The organism is Pseudomonas sp. MYb193 (assembly GCF_002966775.1).
GTDB lineage: Bacteria > Pseudomonadota > Gammaproteobacteria > Pseudomonadales > Pseudomonadaceae > Aquipseudomonas > Aquipseudomonas paracarnis.
In genome coordinates this window covers 3,099,875-3,121,227 of sequence record NZ_CP023269.1, presented here as the reverse complement: position 1 = coordinate 3,121,227, position 21,353 = coordinate 3,099,875, and the positions used below count along the sequence as shown (strand labels likewise).

18 protein-coding genes are annotated in these 21,353 nt (G+C 59.9%); 11 read left to right on the top strand and 7 right to left on the bottom strand.

Going from position 1 to position 21,353, the window contains the following annotated elements; all coding sequences use genetic code 11:
* Positions 1-7 precede the first annotated feature (7 nt).
* From CLM72_RS14170 to CLM72_RS14155, 4 genes are all read right to left on the bottom strand, one after another.
* Entirely contained in the window at positions 8-1,150 is a 1,143-nt protein-coding gene (locus tag CLM72_RS14170; RefSeq protein WP_105226878.1) for a class II histone deacetylase, read from the bottom strand.
* Positions 1,147-2,301, bottom strand: coding sequence for an MFS transporter (locus CLM72_RS14165; RefSeq protein WP_105226877.1), 1,155 nt, complete (start codon positions 2,299-2,301; stop codon positions 1,147-1,149). The genes CLM72_RS14170 and CLM72_RS14165 overlap by 4 nt, the downstream gene beginning before the upstream one ends.
* A gap of 23 nt (positions 2,302-2,324) precedes the next feature.
* Positions 2,325-3,197, bottom strand: coding sequence for a transporter (locus CLM72_RS14160; RefSeq protein WP_105226876.1), 873 nt, complete (start codon positions 3,195-3,197; stop codon positions 2,325-2,327).
* Positions 3,198-3,295: 98 nt separating this feature from the next.
* Complete coding sequence (locus CLM72_RS14155; RefSeq protein WP_105226875.1) at positions 3,296-4,267, bottom strand: LuxR C-terminal-related transcriptional regulator; 972 nt, start codon at positions 4,265-4,267, stop codon at positions 3,296-3,298.
* A 227-nt stretch (positions 4,268-4,494) separates the two neighbouring features.
* Between CLM72_RS14155 and CLM72_RS14150 the strand changes: the two genes are divergently transcribed.
* Positions 4,495-5,007: a GNAT family N-acetyltransferase gene (locus tag CLM72_RS14150; protein WP_105226874.1), complete on the top strand. Its 513-nt coding sequence runs from the start codon at positions 4,495-4,497 to the stop codon at positions 5,005-5,007.
* A gap of 609 nt (positions 5,008-5,616) precedes the next feature.
* Here CLM72_RS14150 and CLM72_RS14140 read toward each other — a convergent pair.
* Entirely contained in the window at positions 5,617-6,309 is a 693-nt protein-coding gene (locus CLM72_RS14140; RefSeq protein WP_105226873.1) for an aspartate/glutamate racemase family protein, read from the bottom strand.
* A 352-nt stretch (positions 6,310-6,661) separates the two neighbouring features.
* Between CLM72_RS14140 and CLM72_RS14135 the strand changes: the two genes are divergently transcribed.
* From CLM72_RS14135 to CLM72_RS14115, 5 genes are all read left to right on the top strand, one after another.
* A complete protein-coding gene (locus CLM72_RS14135; RefSeq protein WP_105226872.1) occupies positions 6,662-8,887 on the top strand; it encodes a cytochrome P450 in 2,226 nt (741 codons plus the stop codon).
* Positions 8,884-9,681, top strand: a complete 798-nt coding sequence (locus CLM72_RS14130) for a trans-aconitate 2-methyltransferase (RefSeq protein WP_105226871.1) — start codon at positions 8,884-8,886, stop codon at positions 9,679-9,681. Before CLM72_RS14135 ends, CLM72_RS14130 begins: the two co-directional genes overlap by 4 nt.
* Before the next feature lie 49 nt (positions 9,682-9,730).
* A complete protein-coding gene (gene idi, locus CLM72_RS14125) occupies positions 9,731-10,309 on the top strand; it encodes an isopentenyl-diphosphate Delta-isomerase (RefSeq protein WP_105226870.1) in 579 nt (192 codons plus the stop codon).
* 117 nt (positions 10,310-10,426) lie between these two features.
* Complete coding sequence (locus CLM72_RS14120; protein WP_105226869.1) at positions 10,427-11,785, top strand: M10 family metallopeptidase C-terminal domain-containing protein; 1,359 nt, start codon at positions 10,427-10,429, stop codon at positions 11,783-11,785.
* A gap of 114 nt (positions 11,786-11,899) precedes the next feature.
* Positions 11,900-12,571 carry a DUF3313 domain-containing protein gene (locus CLM72_RS14115; RefSeq protein WP_105226868.1) on the top strand — a complete coding sequence of 224 codons (672 nt, stop codon included), beginning with the start codon at positions 11,900-11,902 and terminating at the stop codon, positions 12,569-12,571.
* 54 nt (positions 12,572-12,625) lie between these two features.
* On the opposite strand, the gene CLM72_RS14110 is transcribed toward CLM72_RS14115, so the two are convergent.
* A complete protein-coding gene (locus CLM72_RS14110; RefSeq protein ID WP_105226867.1) occupies positions 12,626-14,026 on the bottom strand; it encodes a DUF1254 domain-containing protein in 1,401 nt (466 codons plus the stop codon).
* Positions 14,027-14,140: 114 nt separating this feature from the next.
* Positions 14,141-14,494, bottom strand: a complete 354-nt coding sequence (locus CLM72_RS14105) for a response regulator (protein ID WP_105226866.1) — start codon at positions 14,492-14,494, stop codon at positions 14,141-14,143.
* Positions 14,495-14,756: 262 nt separating this feature from the next.
* On the opposite strand from CLM72_RS14105, the gene CLM72_RS14100 reads away from it, so the two are divergent.
* The 5 genes from CLM72_RS14100 to CLM72_RS14080 all read left to right on the top strand — a co-directional run bounded on the left by CLM72_RS14100 (position 14,757) and on the right by CLM72_RS14080 (position 21,324).
* Positions 14,757-18,254: a response regulator gene (locus CLM72_RS14100; protein WP_105226865.1), complete on the top strand. Its 3,498-nt coding sequence runs from the start codon at positions 14,757-14,759 to the stop codon at positions 18,252-18,254.
* Positions 18,255-19,085: a protein-glutamate O-methyltransferase CheR gene (locus CLM72_RS14095; protein ID WP_019817062.1), complete on the top strand. Its 831-nt coding sequence runs from the start codon at positions 18,255-18,257 to the stop codon at positions 19,083-19,085.
* Positions 19,082-19,681, top strand: coding sequence for a chemotaxis protein CheB (locus CLM72_RS14090; protein WP_054896518.1), 600 nt, complete (start codon positions 19,082-19,084; stop codon positions 19,679-19,681). Before CLM72_RS14095 ends, CLM72_RS14090 begins: the two co-directional genes overlap by 4 nt.
* On the top strand, positions 19,675-20,868 hold the full coding sequence (locus tag CLM72_RS14085; protein WP_105226864.1) for a hybrid sensor histidine kinase/response regulator: 1,194 nt from the start codon (positions 19,675-19,677) through the stop codon (positions 20,866-20,868). Before CLM72_RS14090 ends, CLM72_RS14085 begins: the two co-directional genes overlap by 7 nt.
* A gap of 78 nt (positions 20,869-20,946) precedes the next feature.
* Positions 20,947-21,324 carry a response regulator gene (locus CLM72_RS14080; RefSeq protein ID WP_032897270.1) on the top strand — a complete coding sequence of 126 codons (378 nt, stop codon included), beginning with the start codon at positions 20,947-20,949 and terminating at the stop codon, positions 21,322-21,324.
* Positions 21,325-21,353 lie beyond the last annotated feature (29 nt).

Here is a 21,353-nt window from a genome sequence, read left to right as displayed (position 1 = left end):
AACCCATTCAGTTAGCAGGGACAATCCGCGCCTGCTGTGAATCAATGATCCCTCCGGCCAACCGCTCCACCCACTGCGCTTGAAACCCCTGCAGCGCCGCACCGGGTTGTTGCAACTGCACAAACTCAAGCATCGGGTCTAGCACCGCTGTGCGCACGCCGCTCAATTCCTCCAGGGTCGCCAAGCCGCAGAACGGTACATAGGCTTCGCTGTAGCCGCCTTCGTGTACCAGCACCAGGCGGCCCTGACATAAACGATCGGCTGCCAGGCGCAGGGCGCGGGTCAGCAGACGGAACGATTCGCTGTGCAACAACATGCGCGCTAGCGGGTCGACGGCGTTGGCGTCATAACCGCAAGCAACGATGATCAACTCCGGCTCGAAGCGCTCCAGCGCGGGCACGACGATGCGTTCCATGGCGTGTAGATAGGTGGCGTGCCCACTGCCTGGCGGCAACGGAATATTGATGTTGGCCCCCACGCCGGCCCCGCGGCCTCGATCCTGCTCGCCGCTGTAGCCAGGCGGGTAGCAGCCGTCTTGATGCAGGGAAATCGTCAACACATCGGCCCGTTCTTCGAAGATCGACTGCGTGCCGTTGCCGTGGTGCACATCCCAGTCGATCACGGCGACTTTGCCCAATCCGTTGCGGGCCTTGGCGGCCTCGATGGCAATGGCAATGTTGGCGAGAAAGCAAAAGCCCATGGCGCTGTCTGCCAGGCAATGATGCCCCGGTGGCCGCGACAGCGAATAGGCGTTGTGCACCTGGCCCTTGAGCACCGCGTCCACGGCGGCCAGGGTCAGTCCGGCGGACAGTTGCGCAATCTCGTAGCTGCCCGGCCCAATCGGTGCCTGGGGGCCAAGCTCACCGCCGCCTGCATCGCTCAGGGCCTTGAAACGCTGCAGGTAGGCACGGCTGTGGACGCGCAGCAGATCCTCTTCACTGGCTGGCGGCGCGCTACGCAGTTGTAGTTGGCGGCTCAGCCCGGAGACATCCAACAGGCTTTTCAAGCGGCGCTTGGTCTCCGGTGACTCGGCATGCCCGCTGCCGGCCGGCGGCTGCACCCAGCCGCCCACGGGCAGGGTCAGCGCATGGGCGCCGGCGCTGTGCCACAGGCTTATTTCGTCGAAGAAAAATGCGGTGGTTGGGTTCATACCGGTTCCAGTTCAGTGGGGGAGTGGGGACGGCTGGCGATGATCATCACCAGCGACAGCAAGGTGATAGCGGCTGCACCGAGCAGCAACAGGCTGAACCCGCCGCTGGCCTCGATCAGGCGGCCAGCGAGCGCTGGGCCGATGGCCAGGCCGCCGCCGATGACCAGGTTGGAGGCGTTCATCAGCTTGCCGCTGTGATCGAGGTCGGCCAGGCAGGCCAGGATCAGCGGCAGAATGAAGGTCCAGGTGAATTTGAACAGCAGCGCCGCCAAGGCAAATCGCAGCAATGCGGGCTGGCCAAGCAACAAGAGCACCGCTGCCGCCATCAACAGGTAGCCCAGCAGCAACAGCACTCCACGCGGCAAGCGGGCCCCGATCAGTGAAGCGCTCGCTGCCCCGGCAATGCCCATCACGGTGGCGATGGCGAGGATTTCGCCGCCGTGCTGCGCCGAAATCCCGGCACTGGCGCCCAAGGCACCGATAAAGGTCCATACGCCCCCCAGGCTGATGTAAAAGGCCAGCACCGCGCCAACCCCCAGGGCGGCTTTCCAGCGTGAACCGGGCAATACCGGGGCGCGGTTGGCGGGCAACGCAGGGCTACCGGCGGGAAACGCCCGCGCCAATGGCAGCAGCAAAGCCATCAACCCTGCCAGGATCAAGTAGCAGGCATTCAAGCCAAATCGTTCGAACAAACCAGGCAACACCACCAGGCCGAGGGCACCGACGATCAACTGCCCCATCACCCACAAACCATAGACCCGGCTGGGGTTGGCGGTGGTGGCCGCACTGGCCAGGCAGAGGATCATCAGCGAGCCGCCGGCCAGGGCGCTGGCAGCGCGCAACACCAGCAGTACGGCGTAGGTGTCGGCCAGCATCGACAGCAGGTTGGCGGCCATGAACAGCAGCGCGGCGACCCGGGCGGCGGTGCGCCAGTCAACCCGCTTGAGCCACCACCAGGCGGGCAAGGTCGCCAGGCTCATGGCGCCCAGTTCCACGGAAAACAAGTCGCCAATACGCGCCGGGCTCAGTTGCCACTGGCTGGCCAACTGCGCGGCCACGGCGGGAGCGGTCATCAGGATGGTCGGGGTGATGGCGGCAAACAGCACGATCGCTGCCAGCCGTGCCGTTATCGCAGGGTTGGAAATGGGCATTTTCAAGCTCCAGGGAAAGGGGGTCAGAACACATGCACCAGGCGCAACAGCGCTTCGGTGCCGGCATAGCCATTGGAAGCCGCAACGTGTTGCGAAAGGCTGACCATCAGTTGGTTCTGCCGGTCGAGCCAATGCCCGAGTTCGAAGCCGACTTGGGTGTAGCGCTTGTGGGTGTCGTCGAGGCGGCGGTTGTTGAGGCGCAGGGCGCCACCGTCGGCCTGGATCAGGCGCAGTGCGCCGTAAGTGGCGGCGCTGAAGTCATACGAGGCAAACGCCTGCAGGCGATACAGCGGGGCTTGCTTGAGTTCGCTGCCAAAGTAATCGTCATTGCGGCCATAGAGCTGGGCTTCCAGGTTGGCTTCCAGTACCCAGTTTTCGCCGATGCCGTGGGTGTAGTTGTAGACAAAGGTGGCGCCCCAGCGATTGGCACCGGGAGAGACGTCCGGGTTTTGACTGTGATACTCACCCACCGGCACGGTGATCAGGCTCAACAAGCCGCTGTAAGTGCGCGAAGCCGGGTCGTTGACGAAAAACAGCGTGCCGCCCACCTGTGGATCGCCCAGGCCGCGCTCGCGGCTGCGCTGGTTGGCGCCGGGCAGGCGTGCGCTGATGTCGGCAAAGGGCAGGATGAATTGCGGCGTGCACAACGTGCCGCAGGCGTCGGTGAAATACACCTGGCGGTAAGCCACGGCGTTGACCCTGAGGTCGGCCTTGCCGGTGCTGTCGGCGGGGCCATGGAAATCGCCGGCACGGGTGGCGGGCAAGTACAGCACACCCAGGCGGGTGCCTGGTGGGGCGGCGAAAAAGTCGCGAGCGTTGAGGTCGGCAGCCTGACTGTCGAAGCTAAGCAGGGTCGCGCACAGCACTGTCAGGTTACGTAGGCATGTTGAAGTCATGGCGAAGCGTCTCGTATCAGAGGAGGCCGGAAAATGGGCAACAGCAGCCCGAGACCGTAAAAAACGACCGTGGCAAACCGTGGGAGAAGCAGGCAGGGTCAGTCGGGCGGGGCGTGCACCAGGTGCGCTATGCGCGCCTTGTCCTTGACGCCGAGCTTGGCGTAGATGGCGCGGATATGGTGACGCACGGTGTTGGGTGAGAGGCCAAGGTCGCGAGCTACTTCCTTGTAGGTCTTGCCCTCGCCAAACCCTTGGGCTACGTCGTTTTCCCGTGGGCTGAGCTGAGGCAGGGCGCGGTTGAGGCGCGCGGCCAACAGCAATTGGTCGCCCACCGGTGACGCCTGGATATGGATGCGCTTGCCCTCATGCCCGCGCTCATCCAGCAGCACCGGTAGGGTAGGGCCGCGCCATTGCGGCCATTCGCTGAGCAGCAGGTCGACAAAACCGCGCTCGGCGCATTGCAACACACCCCGGGGGTCGCATACCGCCAGGGCCAGATTGCGCGGGCTGGCCAGGGTTTCACGCATGGCCACCAAGGTGCGGATCTGGTTTGCCGAGACCGCCGCCACCAGATGCAGCATCAGGTTATTGAGTAACTGGCAATCCTGCGCGTTGAACGTGGGCGCAGTGGGCTGGCGGTAGAGCGTCAGGTGGTGGCTGAGGTGGGTTTGCGGGTCGATATGGATCACACACAGCAATTCACCCAGGCCGTGGCGTCGCCCCAGCCAATTCAAGGCGCTGCCGTTGGCGGGGTCGCGCATATCGATAATTACTGCCTCGCCAGGCGAGGCATGCACCCGTGCAACGGTAACGTCCAGATGGCGGATCGACTGCCAGTCCGCCAAGTAGTCGGGGGGCAACTGATAGAGGTAGCTGTTGTGCTCTTGCGGCAGACCGTCGATGACAGCCGAGCGTCCCCACCAGGCACTGTCGAAGGCCAGCAATTGGCTGACGCGTGCCAGGGCATGGCGCTGGAAGTGTTCGATGTCCTGATGGTGGGCCAGGCGTTGCAGGTCCAGGGTCAGGGTGCTGAAGGCCTGCAACAGGCCCGAGTGATCAAGACGGCTCATGGGTGTTCCTCTGTGGGACTTTTTTTGTTGTTCTCGTCACAGGGTGAAGGCCGAAGCGTCGGGTTGACGGGGCAGGGCCTGGGCAGAGTATCGGCGCTGCGCATATGGATCGCCATCGTTCAGATGCAGGATGGTGCTGGTCGGCCAGTGGGAAAACTCCCGGCTCGTCAGCCTGGCGCTTAGCCTCTACACTGGCCCGCCACTTGTCTTTCAAAGGATGAAATGCAATGCACCCACCTGAACCGTCTATCGTGATCCAGCGTTTTACCGAGGCCCACCTGGAGGGCGTCGCCGCGCTCTACAACGAACCGGCTGTTTGTCGTCAGGTGCTGCAAATGCCTTTTCAGTCTGTTGAGATGTGGCGCAAGCGCCTGGTGATGGATAACGAGCGGCGCCTGCAACTGGTGGCGGTGCAGGGCGCTGAGGTGATTGGCCAACTGGGGCTTGAGCAATATCTGCGTGTTCGCCAGAGCCATGTTGGCTCGTTGGGTATGGGCGTGGCGCCCGCCTGGCAGGGCAAGGGTGTCGGTTCGCGGCTGTTGAAGGCTGCGCTGGAGGTGGCTGACAACTGGATGAACCTGCGCCGTGTGGAGCTGACTGTTTACGCGGACAACGAGCCTGCGCACAACCTGTACCGCAAGTTCGGCTTCGAAGTGGAAGGGCGGCTGCGCGATTACGCCCTGCGTGATGGTGTGTTTGTCGACACCTTGAGCATGGCGCGCCTGCGCACGTCGGCTTGATCCTGTAAAACTGTGGGAGCTGGCTTGCCCGCGAAGACGGCCTGACAGCCCACACAGTTATAGCGGGTGTATATCCATTCCTGCGGTAACGGCCACTTAGGGTTCCGCCCTGACGGCGGCTTACTTTGCAAAAGCGGCAAAGTAAGCAAAACGCTCTTGCCCCACCACTCGGCACCTCGCTTGAGCTCGGTGTGCCCGTAATCCGCCAGTGATTTGGGGGGCCGCCGCCACGCGCCATCCATGGCGCGGGGCGGCTAAACCGGCATCCCTGCCGGTTTACCCCCCAAATCCCTGTCGAATTCCGGCCAGCGTGGTTTAACGGGGCGCCTGAGATCAAGATCAAAAGCAGATCAAGATCAAGGGCGGCTCGCTTCGCATCGTGGTTACCGTCTGCCGTTACAGCCCAAAAAGTTGTGTAGATACCTATGGCTATCGCGGGCAAGCCAGCTCCCACAAGGGTCATGCATTGCCCACAGAATCAGCGTCTGGTACAGATCCCCTGTGGGAGCGGGCTTGCCCGCGAAAGCGGTCTGACAGCCCGCCAGGATGTTGGATCAGACCGAGTACATACCCGTTATTCAGGTAAGGACCACAAAGTTGTGTCGATACCTAAGCCTCTAAGGCAAACCCCACCGCCGCCTGCGCATGCAGCGCGGTGGTGTCCAGCAGCGGCAGGGCGCTGTGTTCGGGCTGGATCAGCAGGCAGATTTCCGTGCAGCCAAGGATGATTGCCTGGGCGCCTCGTGCAGCAAGTGCCTGGATCACCCGCTGGTACACCTGGCGCGAGGTGTCACTGATGATGCCCACGCACAGTTCTTCATAGATGATTCGGTGCACCTCCTGGCGTTCATCCACCTCTGGCACCAGCACGTTGAGCCCCTGGGCGGCAAGGCGGGACTTGAGGAAGTCCTGCTCCATGGTGAATGCGGTACCCAGCAAGCCTACCGTCAGGGTTCCGGCCTCCAGAGCCGCCGCCGCCGTGGCATCAGCAATGTGCAGGAAGGGGATCGATACCGCCGCCTCAATACGCGGTGCCACCAAGTGCATGGTGTTGGTACACAGCACCACACAATCAGCGCCCCCGGCCTCCAAGCGCCGTGCGGCATCTTCCAGGATCAGCGCGGCATCGTCCCAACGCCCGGCATGCTGAGCCTGTTCCACCGGGCCGAAATCCACGCTGTACATCAACACTTGCGCCGAGCGCAGCGGGCCAAGACGGTCGCGCACGCGCTGGTTTATAAGGCGGTAATACTCGGCGCTGGACTCCCAGCTCATGCCGCCGATAAGGCCGATGGTGCGCATAGGGTGCTCCTGAAAAAGGATGAGCCTTCACCTTACCCACTCGATGCCGATGAGTCATACGCAGTTGCCGACCCATTCACCGGAGCAGTTCAAGCAACGTGGGTGATCGGTCATTGTTCAGTGTTGGGCGACTCGTCCATACCTGTGAGAAATGACAGTATATTTTTCTGAAAACCCCCTTTCTAATCAGCACGAACGACCGAGCAGCCCCTGAGCTGATGGCGACGCTCCGTTTTCCCCTACGCCGAAAGACCGCCATTGCCGGGTGACCTTCGGATACCTCTCACATCCTGCGTTTTTGATTTCAAATAAAGTCAGCCCTACTGAAAGTTTGATTCCAGAGGAGCTTTTCATGGCAGCGCAACACTGTGAAGGCGACACCGATACCCGCCACAACAGTCATTCGTCACCGGCGCCGCTCACTATTCCCGATATCCAGCTACCTTTCGCCGTTGCACCGCCGCGTGCCGACACTGAACGGCTGCGTGCGCATGCGCTTGCTTGGGCGCAGCGATACGGTTTGATCGGCAGGCGTGGCGCGCATCGGTTGACCACCACGGCACTGCTCGACCTGGGAATAGCATTGTGCGGGCGGGCGCCCACGCACCGAGCGCAGACTCTGGTGTGCTGGTACCTGTGGGCGCTTACGCTGGATGACCGTATTGATGACGGACCCTGGGCGGAAAACGGCGCGCTGGAGCATTTCATCGCCGCCGTGCAGGCGTTGACCGACAGCGGCGATGCTGTGCCGTCAGGTGAACGCGGGCGGTTCGAGGACCCGATGCTGGCTGTTCTGGTCGACGACTTGTGGCCCGAGACCCAGCGTTGGGGCAGCGGGCCTTGGCGGCAGAGGCTGGCGGGGCACTTGATCGAGCATCTGCGCGCGCAGGCGGCGCAGGTACGCATGCGAGAAACCGATACGGCGCTCGCCCTGGCTGAGTATCTGCCGTTGCGCCGCGATTCCTTCGGCGCCCTGTTCTTTTTTGCTCTGATCGATGGTGCCGAAGCCCTTGACCCGTACGAGCATCCTGCGCAGGTGGAAACGTGGAGCAGGTTGCGTAAGCACGCTGCCGATATCATTGCGTGGACGAACGATATCCACTCGGTTGCCAAAGATGTGGTGTGTGGCGAGCGCTTCAATCTGGTGTCGATACTCGCGCACACCGCTGGCCTGGACTGGCCTGGCGCGATAGAAGCAGCCCATCAGATGGTCAACACGGCAGTTACGCAATTCACGGCAGCCGCTACCGAGCATGCCCATTACCCGCCGTGCGCTGCGACCGATCCGGACCGGTTGCGTCAGGTTGTCCGGGCGGCGGGGGACTGGCATCGCAGCGTTTCGCGCTATCACCTACAGGCCGATGGCTGCGCGGTACAGCACAGCCGACAAGTGGACCTGGCGCTGACTCCGCCGACCCTCAAGTCCCGCCAGTTCGAAATCGACCCGTACCCGTTGTATGAGCGTTTACGCACCACACTGCCGATCGCGTACGACGAGCCCACCGATGTGTGGCTGGTCAGTCGGCATGTGGATGTCAAAGCCGCGTTGACCCATCCAGGGGCAAGCAATCGCAACTACACCTGGCAGATTGGGCCGCTGCTGGGGCACACCATTGTGACCATGGACGGCTGCGAACACGCCCAGCACCGAGCATTGCTCACCCCGTCGTTTCGCAGCAAGGCGCTGGTGGCGCTCGAAGCGTCTGTCACCGCAGTGACCGCAGACTTGCTGGCGCGTATGCGGGGCCGGCCTCAGGTCGACCTGATTGCCGATTTCACCGCCGCGCTGCCGGTGCGAGTGATGGCTCATGCATTGGGCCTTCCGGCACACACACGGGAGGAGGTGGAGCGGCTCAAGCGTTGGTGTGCCATCGGCTTCGCGTACATGGGCAACTATCGTCAGGACCCAGCGCTGTTGACCGGCGGGTTATCCAACCGAGACAGTTTTTACGACTTTATCCAGCCCTACATCGACGCTCGGCGTATAGAACCCAGGGACGACTTGATTTCACAACTCCTGGCGGCACGCATTGACGACCAGCCATTGTCCGAGTCCTTTGTACGGTCCTATTGCGCGATCCTGATGACGGCGGGCAGCGAGACCAGTCACGGCGCCCTGGCGAATCTGATTGTCAACCTGTTGAGCGAACCTGGCGTGAAAGAGGCGGTGATCGCTGATCCAGCACTGATGGACAACGCCCTCACCGAAACCCTGCGACGCAACCCGCCATTGCAACTTGTGCTGCGGGAGGCGACTGAACCGCTGCAACTGCCGTCGGGAACAATTCCTGGTGGCGCAACCCTGGCCTGCCTGATCGGTTCGGCCAACCGTGATCCGGCCCGGTTCAGCGACCCGGACACCTTCAATATGTTGCGCGCCGAACAGGCGACCAGCCATTTCGCTTTCGGAGCGGGGCGCCACTTCTGCCTGGGCTCCATGCTCGCTCGGATGGAGATCACGATTGGCGCGCGCATGCTGCTGCAGACCTTTCCCAACCTACGCTGGGCTCCGGGGTTCAAGCCCGAAGAGCGCGGGTTTCTCAATCGCTGCCCTGATCAATTGGAGGTCGTGCTTTGACCACATCTGTTTTCACCGAACAAACCGGCTACACCCGCAGCTATCTCGCGGACCAACACGCAGGCCAATTGGCGAGGTTGCAAACCTTGGAGCGCGCCTTTGACCCGTTAAGCCATAGGTTTTTTGAACTGTTGGATCTGCCGGACGCGCCCGCCATCCTTGATCTGGGCGCCGGTGCCGGATCGCTCGCGGGCTGGTTGAGCCAGCGATATCCCGACGCAACGGTTACCGCCACGGATATCGATACCCGCTTCCTGGTCGATATCCCTGGCATCAAGGTCATGACCCACAATGTCACGACCGATGATTTTCCTGCCGCATCGTTTGACGTGGTGCACGCCCGGGCGCTGTTGTGTCACCTCACTGACCGCGAGGAGATAGTGACGCGAGCCGCCACTTGGTTACGTCCCGGAGGCTGGCTGGTGATCGAAGATGTGAGCCTGCAACCGAGCCTTGGAACGACGAACCCGTTGTTGCGCAAAGTCGCCCAGGCCGGAATCACACTGTTGGAACAGTCCATCGGGTCGGACATGTTTTGGGCCGATGGGCTGCCTGATCGGCTACGTGACCGGGGGCTTGTCAACGTGGGGCATCGAACCCTCGAAGGCCGAATCGGCGACAACAGCCCGGCAGATGCCTTCTGGGCAGCAACCACCGCTCAGGCAGGGCCTGCATTGTTGGAACTTGGGTTACTCACCCAAGCCGACCTGGATGCCATGGCCATGCTGCGTGCCGATCCAGCGTTCACCGACGCCGCGTTGACCTTGGTCAGTGCCTGGGGACAAATTCTTTAGCTTGATACTGTGTGGCGCGAGCGCCTCATTGCACAGAAGGAGATCCAGCATGATCCACGAGGTAGTGTTAGTCGACGCACAGGATGTACAGATTGGCGTGTGCGATAAACGCGAAGCTCACCTGGGAGCAGGGCAGCTTCATCGCGCTTTTTCAGTGCACTTGATTGACAGCCGTGGGCGTCATCTGCTTCAGCGTCGGGCGGCGGATAAAATGCTCTGGGCAGGTTTCTGGTCGAATGCTTGCTGCAGTCATCCGGCACCTGGCGAGTCTATTCTGGATGCCGCCTCTCGTCGTCTGCGTGAAGAGCTAGGCGTCTGGGCTTCGTGCCGTGCGCTCTATCACTTTGAGTATCATGCTTTGTTTGGCTCGATCGGCGCCGAGCATGAACTCTGTCATGTGCTTGTTGCTCAATCTGACGCTGAGGTCTCGCCCGTCCCAGAGGAAGTCAGCGATATCAAGTGGCTGACCCGCGCCGAAATAACGGCCCAGCTTGCAGAGCCCCGAGCGCCATTCACGCCCTGGTTTCGAATGCAGTGGCAGCGCCTTCTATCAGAGCATCCTTCGTTCGATGCGCCCAGGGCCGGAGCCACGCTCCCACCGTTGGGTCGCGGAGCATCAGGTAGATAGGCGTCGGCTGCCAGGTGAGTTTTTGGAACTGTTTTGCGTAGGAATACCACTGATACGCAGGTCACTGGCCTGCCGTCAGGCGAGTAGACAAATTCCAAGTTTCCATAGGACTACCTCATGAATATTGATCCGAACATTGCTTTGGCAAGGGCACACGCCACCAGCGAGGCGCACAGGGCTGTCGTCGGGATTGCTCATGCAGACGAGCGCGGCAATAAAAATAAACATCGCCAAGTTTCATTGTCCATGGACCAAGTATTAGAAGGGTCAAAAGGTGCAGCCGGATTTGCCGGTTCACTCGGTTCCGGGGACCCTGCGGAGGTGACGTATGAGTTCGCCAATCATGCCGAAACGGGAGGCGCGACCAGCCAGTTCACCGAAGCACAAAAAGGCGTGATCCGTGAGACCCTGAATAATTTCAGCGATACTGCAAATATTCGGTTCAAAGAGTCTGTCAATGCAAAATCCCATCATATGCAGATCAAGGTCGATGGCAGTAGCTTCAAGTGGCAGGCGCCCTGGTATAAACCCGTGTCCGATGCCGAGCCCGGCAGGGTGCAGGTATCGCTGAGCCAGCGCCATGCAGATGGGCTGGAAAAGCCCAATAGTTTTGGGCGTCACATCATTGCAAAGGCGGTGGCCTTTAAATTAGGTCTTCCTGACCCAGCGTCCGCAGTATCGAGAAGCAACTACTCGGAAAATACGCTGGCTTACACGGTAAGGAGTCCTCATCTGGAAAGTCGCTCAGACCATCGCTTTAGTAAAGCCCATGGTGAGGAAATTCAGTATTCAAGTGCGCTGATGATGGATGATATTGCAGTCACGCAAGATAAATTCGGTGCGAACCTCCAAGCGCGTACCGGAGATACGACGTATGGCTTTAACTCCAATGCCGACCGTGACGTATTCAAACTGCAGTCGAGCGACGACTTGCCGGTGTTTTGCGTGTGGGACGCCGATGGTAATGACACCTTCGATTTCTCCGCCTTCAGGCAAGATCAGGTTCTCAACTTGAAATCGGGCAGTTTCTCTAATGTTGGGGGAGGCCTAGGCAACGTTTCGATCGCCAATGGCGTCACCATCGAACGGGCTATTGGCGGTGCTGGCAATGACATTTTAATTGGCAATGACGTCGGTAACGAACTGGAGGGCGGTGAGGGCGATGACATTTTTTATGTCAAGGCGAACTCTGGCTTTAACCGGCTGACAGGCGGGCCGGGTAAAAATACCTTCGTTATCGGCGCGAACGACTCATCTGCCAGCTTCGCAAACACCGCAATAATGGATTTCGTCAGCGGCAAGGACAAATTGGATATTTCAGCCCTGCGCGCAGCCCACCCTCGGCTCAAAGTTACCAACGAATATTATCGCAGCTATAATGTCACCATTTTGCGTTTCGATTTCGATGGCGACAAAAAAGAAGACTTCATGGTAAACATATATGGGCGAGTCGCGGACTCCGATTTCCGCTTCTGACCTGAATGTTTAACGCATGTACTGGCTGGCGCCGAGCGAAATCAGGTGTGCTGCCCAAGTATTGGCTATACCTATAGCTCATTCTTACGATGATGGTCGCCAGGGAGTTCACTAATGAAGCTAAGGCTAATGATCGGCACATTGTGTGTCGCCTCGCTCGGTTTGGTTGGTTGCGCGAGCAAAGTGGTGCAACCGAATGAGTATTCAGGGTTTCTTTCCAACTACAGCCAGCTCAAGGAGGCCAGGTCACCGTCGGGGGCCGAGGTGATGCGCTGGGTTGATCCACAGCTGGACCTGAGTCGCTACACCGCGGTCTACATCGAACCCACTCAGTTTTACCCCAAGCCCCAGGCCACTTCCCGAATTCCCGAGAGCACGTTGCGGGGCATCAATGACTATTACAACCAGGCGCTCAAGCGCGAGCTGGCTCAGTCACTGCCCGTGGCCAATGCCCCAGGCCCAGGGGTAATTGTTGTGAGAGCGGCGATTACCGCCGTGAGCAGCAAGACCGAGAGTCTCAAGCCATATGAGTTTATTCCCGTCGCCCTGGTGGCCGCGGCAGTGAGCACGGGCACCGGCATTCGCGACCAGGAGACCACCCTGGGCACCGAGGCGCAGTTCCTCGATGGCGCCACTCATAAAGTGCTGGCCCAAGTGGTGCGCAAAGGTACCGGCAAGCCGCTGGCTAATGACTCCCAAGTGATGAAGGCCGACGATGTGAAAAGCGTCATCGACGGTTGGGCGTCGGACCTGCACCAGTCCTACGTGAAACTGAAAAAACACTGAGTCAAAAAAAAGCGCGGCGGGTCATCGCCCGTCGCGCTTTTTTATTTGCAGAGCTTATTTAAGCGGCGTCAACGCTGGTAGCTTCCACTGGCCGCTGGCAACTTCGGGCTTGGGCAGATAAATGCGCAAGACCGCGTAAAACGGGCCGGGTGGGGCCGGCAACCAGTTGCTCTGCTCAGCCTTGGGAGGTTCGTGGTGCTGCAGCGCCAGGGTCAAGCCACCATCGGCATCGAGCTTGAAGGTCGGCAACATCTGCGAGTTGATCAGGTAGCGCTTCTTGTGGTTTGGCACCAGCAGTTTGGTCTTGGCGTCGTACATCGTCAGCGACCAGAACGCATCAGCCGGCGGCAACTGGTCCTTGGCAAAATGCACGGTGTAGCTGTGGCGTGCACCATTGGCCGGCTTGCCTTCGCTGTCGATGACGTAGCTCAAGTGCGCGGCTTCATCACTGGAGTTGCCGAACATCCCCAGCTCGGCACCGGCGTAGCGGTACAGGTAGTTGTTTTGCAGGTGGTCGCGGCTGCCGTACAAGTCTGCGCCGGTCACTTGGCGGGTGTCGACCTTGGCCTTCTTGAACGCGGCGAACTCAGCGCGGCCATCGGCGATGCCATCTTCCAGGGCCTTGCGCTGCTCGGCGGTCAACTGGTTGACCTTGAACGGCGCGCCCGGGGCAATACCGATCCTGGCAAAGCGCGCCAGCAAATCTTTTTCACTGTCCTGGGGCGCGGCGAAGGCCAGCATGAAGTTCAGGTAGCGAAACAGTTGCGGGCCTTCGGTCATGGTCGCCATCGGCTTGGGCCATTGGACCTTCGGCACGTTGGCGGGGGCGGGTTGCTTCACATAACTGCTCAGCGCCTGCACCTTGTAGCCGCTCTGGATCTGCTTGACCTTGCCCAGGTCTTTATCATCAAACAGTTGCGTGCGGTAAAGCGCGTAAGCGATGTTGCTTTCGCTGTAGACCACACGGTCGATGTCCACCGGCTGCTGACCTTTCCAGTCTGGCCCGGCGATCATGTAGTGCCCGCCGTTATTGCCGGTACTGCGGGTGCCCAGGTAGGCGAAATTCTGCGTATAGAGGTCGATCAACTGCACCGAGTAATAGCGGTCGTCTTCAATCTTGGGCAGGGTCAGCACCAGCGGCTCTTTGCGCAAGTCCATCCACACGAACGAGTACGGCGTGTCGACGTTAGGAGTGGTAACTGCGTTGTCCTTGGGGGTGAGCACCTGGGCGCTGTTGTCGATACGGTTGAACGGCGCCTTGAAGTGGGCACCGCCTTTATCAACGGCCTGGGTGTAGAGCGTCTTGTACATCTGCACCACCGGGAAGCCGTACAAGTAGGCTTCCTTGGCGATGGCCCTGGCTTCGCTGGGGCTGGCGGTGAAGTCAGCCCAGGCGCCGGAGCTCATGAGTATCGAGAGGCTCGCCAACAGCAGGCGCGTCGGTTTTCCAATCATGTTGTTGCGTCCTTCCTGAGTGCTATCTGAGAGCGTGGCGTGAAGGCGCTGAGTTTCCTGTTTTATCGGCCGGTCGTCACGTTAATCTCTGCAAAGGACGATGGAGAAGGGGCGTTAGAGCATGGATTTGACTTTGTCACGCAACTGATCGATCGAAAACGGCTTGCCAATCACCTGCATGCCGTCGGGCACATCAATGTTTTCGGCATAGCCGCTGGCAAACAGGATAGGCAGGGTAGCGCGCAGTTCACGGACCTTGGCTGCCAGTTGTTTGCCGTCCATGTCGGGCAGGCCAACGTCGGTCATCATCAGGTCGATGATCTGGTCGATATTTTGCACCTGCGCCAGTGCTTCCCCAGCATCCGCGGCTTCGAGCACCTTGAACTCCAACTCTTCGAGGACATCGACGATCAGCATGCGCACGATGGGGTCGTCTTCGACTACAAGGATGGTGGAGGTGTGGGACATAGTGAACTTTCCTGAACAGTGGGAGCGCTGGGCTTAAAGGCAACTAGATTGTGAGTAATAACAATGCCAGCAAGTTCCGAAGCAATTGCTGGCATTGTGACCTTAGCGAGGCAAAAAGTCCCGTCAGCTTGCGTGATGGCTCACAAAGGTACCGGCGCCATGCGCTTGACCGCATTCGCTGCCAATCAACGCACAAACATAGCGTTGAGCGATGTTATTCGGGCAAACTTGCGGTTTTCCCGCATTTGGCCAAGGCATGCCCATGACACCCGCGTCGTCCGTCGATGAAAAAAGCTTTCGTACCCTGCTGAGCCGAAACGTGGCCCTGCCCTTGGGCGTGGGCGTGCTCAGCGCGGTGTTTTTCGTCTGCCTGATTACCTATCTGCTCTCGGTGATCCAGTGGGTGGAGCACACCGACCGCGTCATTAACAACCTCAATGAGACGTCCAAACTGACGGTTGACCTGGAAACGGGCATGCGCGGGTTCCTGATCACCGGTGACGAGCACTTCCTTGATCCGTACGAAGTGGCCAAGCCGCGGATCATTGCCGACCTGCGCAATTTGCAGGATCTGGTGGCCGACAACCCGCAGCAGGTCGACCGACTCAAGCGCTTGGAAACCTTGCAAACCGAATGGAACAACTACGCGCAGTCGATGATTGAGCTGCAGCGCAACAGCGGTGATTACCGTGGCGCGGTCAAGGCGGGCCGGGGCAAGCGGCTCACCGATGAAATTCGCAAGGAATACGAAGACGCGGTGGCGATGGAGCAGCAGTTCCGTATCACCCGTAACGCAGAAGTCACCCGCACGACGGTGATCAGTGTTGCGCTTTACCTAGTGTTTGTACTCGGGCTAAGTGGTTTTCTGGCCTATATCGGCAGGAAGAATTTAGTTTCACTTTCAAATAGTTACAGTGCAAACCTCGCGTCACAACAGAAGATTGCGCGGCGCCTGGAGCAAACCGCCTGGCTGCGCAATGGCCAGACCGAACTGGCCGAGCAAGTGTTGGGCCAACTGACCCTGAACATGCTGGGACGCAATATTCTGCAGTTCTTCGCCCAATACATGGGCTCGGCCGTCGCGGCGCTGTACGTGCGTGAAGAACACGGCGGCCTCAAGCGTGTGGCCACGTATGGCTTCTCCCGCGAGCAGGAACAACAGGAACAGTCGATCTACAGCGACGAAGGCATCGTCGGGCAGGCCGCCCAGCGCGGTCGCCTGATTCGCCTGGACGATGTGCCGGTGGATTACTTCAAGGTCAGCTCGGGACTGGGCGAGGGCGCGACCCGTAGTGTGTTGGTGGTGCCCACCAGCGATGACGACCGCGTCAACGGTGTGGTCGAGCTGGGTTTCCTGCGCCCGCTGGATGAGCGTGATATCGAACTGCTGGAACTGATCGCCGGCAATATCGGCACCTCCATCGAAGCCGCGCGCTATCGCCAGCGCTTGCAGGAAGTGCTGGCCGAGACCCAGCAGCTCAACGAAGAACTGCAAGTGCAGCAGGAAGAGCTCAAAACCGCCAACGAAGAGCTGGAAGAACAGTCGCGCATCCTCAAGGAATCCCAGGCCCACCTGGAAACCCAGCAGGCTGAGCTGGAGCAGACCAACGAGCAACTCGCCGAACAGACCCAGACCCTGGCCGAACAGCGCGACGCCATGGACCGCAAGAACATCGAGCTGAACCAGGCCCAACTGGAGCTGGAAGACCGTGCCGATGAGCTGCAGCGTTCCAGCAAGTACAAGTCCGAATTCCTGGCCAACATGTCCCACGAGCTGCGTACACCGCTGAACAGCTCGCTGATCCTGGCCAAACTGCTGGCAGATAACCCCCAGGAAAACCTCAGCGCCGAGCAGGTGAAGTTCGCCGAGTCGATCTATTCAGCCGGCAATGACTTGCTCAACCTGATCAACGACATCCTGGATATTTCCAAGGTCGAAGCCGGCAAGCTGGCAGTGCGCCCGGAAAACGCTAGCGTCGAACGCCTGGTAGATGGCCTGCGTGGCATGTTCGAGCCACTGGCAATGGACCGCAAACTGGGCTTCCAGGTGGACGTGCAGCAAGGCTCGCCAACCCTGTTGTTTACTGATCGCCAACGCCTGGAGCAGATCCTCAAGAACCTGTTGTCCAATGCCATCAAGTTCACCGAACAGGGCGAGGTCAGCCTGTCGGTGTCCCGCGCGCCGGGGGAGGGCATTGCCTTTACCGTGCGCGATTCCGGCATTGGTATCGCCCCGGATCAACAGGAAAGCATCTTCGAAGCCTTCCGCCAGGCCGACGGCACCACCAATCGCCGTTACGGCGGTACTGGCCTGGGCTTGTCGATTTCCCGTGACCTGGCCACCTTGCTGGGCGGCTATATCAGTGTGACCAGCGAACCGGGCAAAGGCAGTATTTTCACGCTCGTATTGCCTGAACAGTATGTCGAACGCGACGAGGACGCGGCGCCGATCGAGCCACCGCGCCAAGTGGTGGTCGCACCAGCGCCTGCGCCGGTCAAGGTGTCGCCATTGCCGGTGGCCGACGCCAGGCTGATCCCACGCTTTGCCGACGACCGCGAAAAAGCACCGTTCAGCACCCGCTGCATCCTGGTAGTGGAAGACGAGCCGAATTTTGCGCGAATCCTGTTCGACCTCGCTCACGAGTTGGGTTACCACTGCCTGGTCGCCCACGGTGCCGACGAGGGCTACAGCCTTGCCGAGCAGTACATCCCTGACGCGATCCTGCTGGACATGCGCCTGCCAGACCACTCCGGACTGACCGTGCTGCAACGCCTCAAGGAACACGCCAACACGCGCCATATCCCCGTGCATGTGATTTCCGTGGAAGACCGCGTCGAAGCCGCCATGCACATGGGCGCCATCGGTTATGCCGTCAAGCCCACTACCCGCGAAGAGCTCAAGGACGTGTTTGCGCGCCTGGAAGCCAAGTTGACCCAGAAGGTCAAGCGCATCCTGCTGGTGGAAGACGATGACCTGCAGCGCGACAGCATTGCCCGCCTGATCGGCGACGATGACATCGAGATCACCGCCGTAGGCTTTGCCCAGGAAGCCCTCGACCTGCTGCGCACCACTATCTACGACTGCATGATCATCGACCTCAAGCTGCCGGACATGCTCGGCAACGAGCTGCTCAAGCGTATGGCCACCGAGGACATCTGCTCGTTCCCGCCAGTAATCGTCTACACCGGGCGTAACCTGACCCGGGATGAAGAGGCCGAACTGCGCAAGTATTCACGCTCGATCATCATCAAGGGCGCGCGCTCGCCCGAGCGTCTGCTGGATGAAGTCACGCTGTTTCTGCACAAAGTCGAATCCCAGTTGTCCCATGATCGCCAGAAGATGCTCAAGACTGCCCGCAGCCGCGATAAGGTCTTCGAGGGGCGCAAAATTCTGTTGGTGGACGACGACGTACGCAATATCTTCGCCCTGACCAGCGCCCTGGAGCACAAAGGCGCGGTGGTGGTGATCGGGCGTAACGGCCAGGAAGCCATCGACAAGCTCAATGAAGTGGACGATATCGACCTGGTGCTGATGGACGTGATGATGCCGGAGATGGACGGTTACGAGGCCACCGCCTTGATCCGCCAGGACCCACGCTGGAAAAAACTGCCAATCATTGCCGTGACGGCCAAGGCCATGAAGGACGATCAGGAACGTTGCCTGGCAGCAGGCTCAAACGATTACCTGGCCAAGCCGATTGACCTGGACCGCCTGTTCTCACTGATTCGCGTATGGCTACCGAAGATGGAACGCATTTAAGTGGAGCAGTGTTTCTTGGATAAGAGCAGCGATATTGAGCTGCGCCTGTTGATCGAGGCGATTTACCTCAAGTACAGCTATGACTTTCGCGACTACTCGGGCGCTTCGGTCAAACGCCGTGTGGCCCATGCCTTGCGTCAGTTCGACTGCGCGACCATTTCCGCACTGCAAGAGCGCGTGTTGCACGACCCCGCCGCGTTCATGCAGTTGCTGCAGTTCTTGACCATCCCGGTGAGCGAGATGTTTCGCGACCCGTCGCACTTCCTCGCGATTCGCCAGGAAGTCGTGCCGCTGCTCAAGACCTACCCGTCGATCAAGATCTGGATCGCCGGCTGCAGCACGGGCGAAGAGGTGTACTCCATGGCCATCCTGCTGCGTGAAGAAGGCTTGCTGGAACGCACCATCATCTACGCCACGGACATCAACCCCGCGTCGCTGGATAAAGCCAAGCAGGGCATCTTTTCCCTGGAGAACGTGCGCGCCTATACCGCCAATTATCAGCAGGCCGGCGGGCAACGTTCATTTGCTGACTACTACACGGCGGCTTACGATTACGCGATCTTCGACAAGACATTGCGCGAGAACGTGACCTTTGCCGACCACAGCCTGGCGACCGACAGCGTCTTCTCAGAAACTCAATTAATTTCATGTCGTAACGTATTGATTTATTTCAATAAAAAATTGCAAGATCGAGCGTTTGGCTTGTTTCATGAGTCGCTGTGTCATCGCGGCTTTTTGGTGTTGGGCAGCAAGGAAACCCTGGATTTTTCCGCCTACAGCAAACAATTCGAGCCCTTGGTCAAGCAGGAACGGATCTACCGAAAATCATGAGCGACGCACCAGACACCCCGATTTCGGGGATCGAAGCCATCGTGGTCGGCGCTTCCGCCGGCGGCGTTGAGGCGTTGCTGAGTATTTTCGGCCAGTTGCCGAGCACCTTCGCTCTGCCGATCATTGCCGTGCTGCACTTGCCGGACGAGCGCCGCAGCCAACTGGCAGAAGTCTTTGCCCGGCGCCTGAACATCCCGGTCAAGGAGGCCAGGGACAAAGAAGCGCTGGAGGCCGGCACCTTGTACTTTGCCGGGCCCGGTTATCACCTCTCGGTAGAGCAGGACCGCAGCCTGTCCCTGAGCCAGGAAGACCGGGTGCACCATTCCAGACCCGCCATCGACTACCTGTTTTCCTCGGCGGCCGATGTGTATGGGCCGCGCCTGCTCGCCATTTTGTTGACTGGCGCCAACCAGGACGGCGCAAGCGGGCTGGCTCACGTCAAGCAATCGGGTGGCATTACCATCGTGCAGGACCCACAAGAGGCACGCATTGCCGTCATGCCCCTGGCGGCCCTGGCCTTGCACACACCTGACCATATTCTTTCCTTGAGCCGAATCGGCTCATTGCTGGCTTCCCTGGAACCCTTCCCATGTTAAGTACTGTCCAGGCCAAACTGCTGATCGTCGACGATCTGCCGGAAAACCTGCTGGCCCTCGAGGCGCTGATCAAGCGTGAGGATCGTCAGGTCTTCAAGGCATTGAGTGCCGACGAGGCGTTGTCCCTGTTGCTGGAACATGAATTCGCCATGGCGATCCTCGACGTGCAGATGCCTGGCATGAACGGTTTCGAACTGGCCGAACTGATGCGCGGCACCGAAAAGACCAAGAACATCCCCATCGTGTTCGTCAGCGCCGCTGGGCGCGAACTCAACTACGCCTTCAAGGGCTATGAAAGCGGCGCGGTGGACTTCCTGCACAAGCCGCTGGATATCCATGCGGTCAAGAGCAAGGTCAATGTGTTCGTCGACCTGTATCGCCAGAGCAAGGCGATGAAGCTGCAAGTTGAAGAGCTGGAGCGCAGCCGCCGTGAGCAGGAGCTGTTGCTCACGCGCCTGCAGGCCACCCAGGCCGAGCTGGAGCAGGCGGTGCGCATGCGTGACGACTTCATGTCGATTGTTGCCCACGAAGTGCGTACGCCCCTCAACGGGCTGATCCTGGAGACCCAACTGCGCAAGATGCACCTGGCCAGGGACAACGCCGCGGCGTTTACCCTGGACAAGATGCACGCCATGGTTGACCGCGATGAGCGCCAGATCCAGAGTCTGATCCGCCTGATCGAGGACATGCTCGACGTGTCGCGTATCCGTACCGGCAAGCTGTCGATTCGCCCGGCACGCATCGACCTGGCGCAACTGGTACGCAACCTGGTGGATAACTTCGCGCCGCAAGTGGCAGCCGCCGAGTCGTCCATGCAATTGCAGGCCGAAAGCCCGGTGGAAGGCTGTTGGGATGAGTTCCGTATCGAGCAGGTGATCACCAACCTGCTGACCAACGCCCTGCGCTACGGAGCCAAGAGCCCGGTGCAGGTGCGGGTGTATACCGAGCATGGCGAAGCCCGGGTAGAGGTACGCGACCATGGCATTGGTATCAGCGAGGAGAACCAGAGGCGTATTTTCCAGCAGTTCGAACGGGTTTCGGCCAACCATTCCGCAGCCGGCCTGGGCCTGGGCCTGTTTATTTCCGAGCAGATCGTGGCGGCCCATGGCGGCACGATTGAGGTCGAGAGTCAGATAGGTGAGGGCGCCCTGTTCCGGGTATGCCTGCCCTTGGAAGTGGCCGAGTGAAATCAATCGTCACCCCGACGCAACCTCTGCGTGACCCCATGGTCGTAACTGCAGCAATTGACCGGACAAAGGCTTCCCATGAGTGAAGATGCACAAGATGTCGTACTGATCGTCGAGGACGACGAATCCATTATGTTTGTGCTGGGCGAGTACCTGGCAGGCTTGGGCTACCGGGTCTTGAAGGCGATCGACGGGGAGCAGGCCTTCGAAATCCTTGCGACCAAACCGCACCTGGACTTGATGGTCACCGATTACCGCCTGCCGGGTGGGATCTCGGGCGTGCAGATTGCCGAGCCGGCAATCAAATTGCGTCCGGAGCTGAAGGTGATCTTTATCAGCGGGTACCCGCAGGAAATTCTGGACTGCCACAGCCCCATCACGCGCAATGCGCCGATCCTGGCCAAGCCGTTCGATCTGGATACGCTGCAGGAGCATATCCAGCGGTTATTGGCGTAATACCCCACAACTTGAGACCCTGCGCATCT

Coding starts and splice junctions, on each gene's coding strand:
- CLM72_RS14170 (WP_105226878.1), bottom strand. CDS start 1,150: ATGAACCCAACCACCGCATTTTTCTTCGACGAAATAAGCCTGTGGCAC.
- CLM72_RS14165 (WP_105226877.1), bottom strand. CDS start 2,301: ATGCCCATTTCCAACCCTGCGATAACGGCACGGCTGGCAGCGATCGTG.
- CLM72_RS14160 (WP_105226876.1), bottom strand. CDS start 3,197: ATGACTTCAACATGCCTACGTAACCTGACAGTGCTGTGCGCGACCCTG.
- CLM72_RS14155 (WP_105226875.1), bottom strand. CDS start 4,267: ATGAGCCGTCTTGATCACTCGGGCCTGTTGCAGGCCTTCAGCACCCTG.
- CLM72_RS14150 (WP_105226874.1), top strand. CDS start 4,495: ATGCACCCACCTGAACCGTCTATCGTGATCCAGCGTTTTACCGAGGCC.
- CLM72_RS14140 (WP_105226873.1), bottom strand. CDS start 6,309: ATGCGCACCATCGGCCTTATCGGCGGCATGAGCTGGGAGTCCAGCGCC.
- CLM72_RS14135 (WP_105226872.1), top strand. CDS start 6,662: ATGGCAGCGCAACACTGTGAAGGCGACACCGATACCCGCCACAACAGT.
- idi (WP_105226870.1), top strand. CDS start 9,731: ATGATCCACGAGGTAGTGTTAGTCGACGCACAGGATGTACAGATTGGC.
- CLM72_RS14120 (WP_105226869.1), top strand. CDS start 10,427: ATGAATATTGATCCGAACATTGCTTTGGCAAGGGCACACGCCACCAGC.
- CLM72_RS14115 (WP_105226868.1), top strand. CDS start 11,900: ATGAAGCTAAGGCTAATGATCGGCACATTGTGTGTCGCCTCGCTCGGT.
- CLM72_RS14110 (WP_105226867.1), bottom strand. CDS start 14,026: ATGATTGGAAAACCGACGCGCCTGCTGTTGGCGAGCCTCTCGATACTC.
- CLM72_RS14105 (WP_105226866.1), bottom strand. CDS start 14,494: ATGTCCCACACCTCCACCATCCTTGTAGTCGAAGACGACCCCATCGTG.
- CLM72_RS14100 (WP_105226865.1), top strand. CDS start 14,757: ATGACACCCGCGTCGTCCGTCGATGAAAAAAGCTTTCGTACCCTGCTG.
- CLM72_RS14090 (WP_054896518.1), top strand. CDS start 19,082: ATGAGCGACGCACCAGACACCCCGATTTCGGGGATCGAAGCCATCGTG.
- CLM72_RS14085 (WP_105226864.1), top strand. CDS start 19,675: ATGTTAAGTACTGTCCAGGCCAAACTGCTGATCGTCGACGATCTGCCG.
- CLM72_RS14080 (WP_032897270.1), top strand. CDS start 20,947: ATGAGTGAAGATGCACAAGATGTCGTACTGATCGTCGAGGACGACGAA.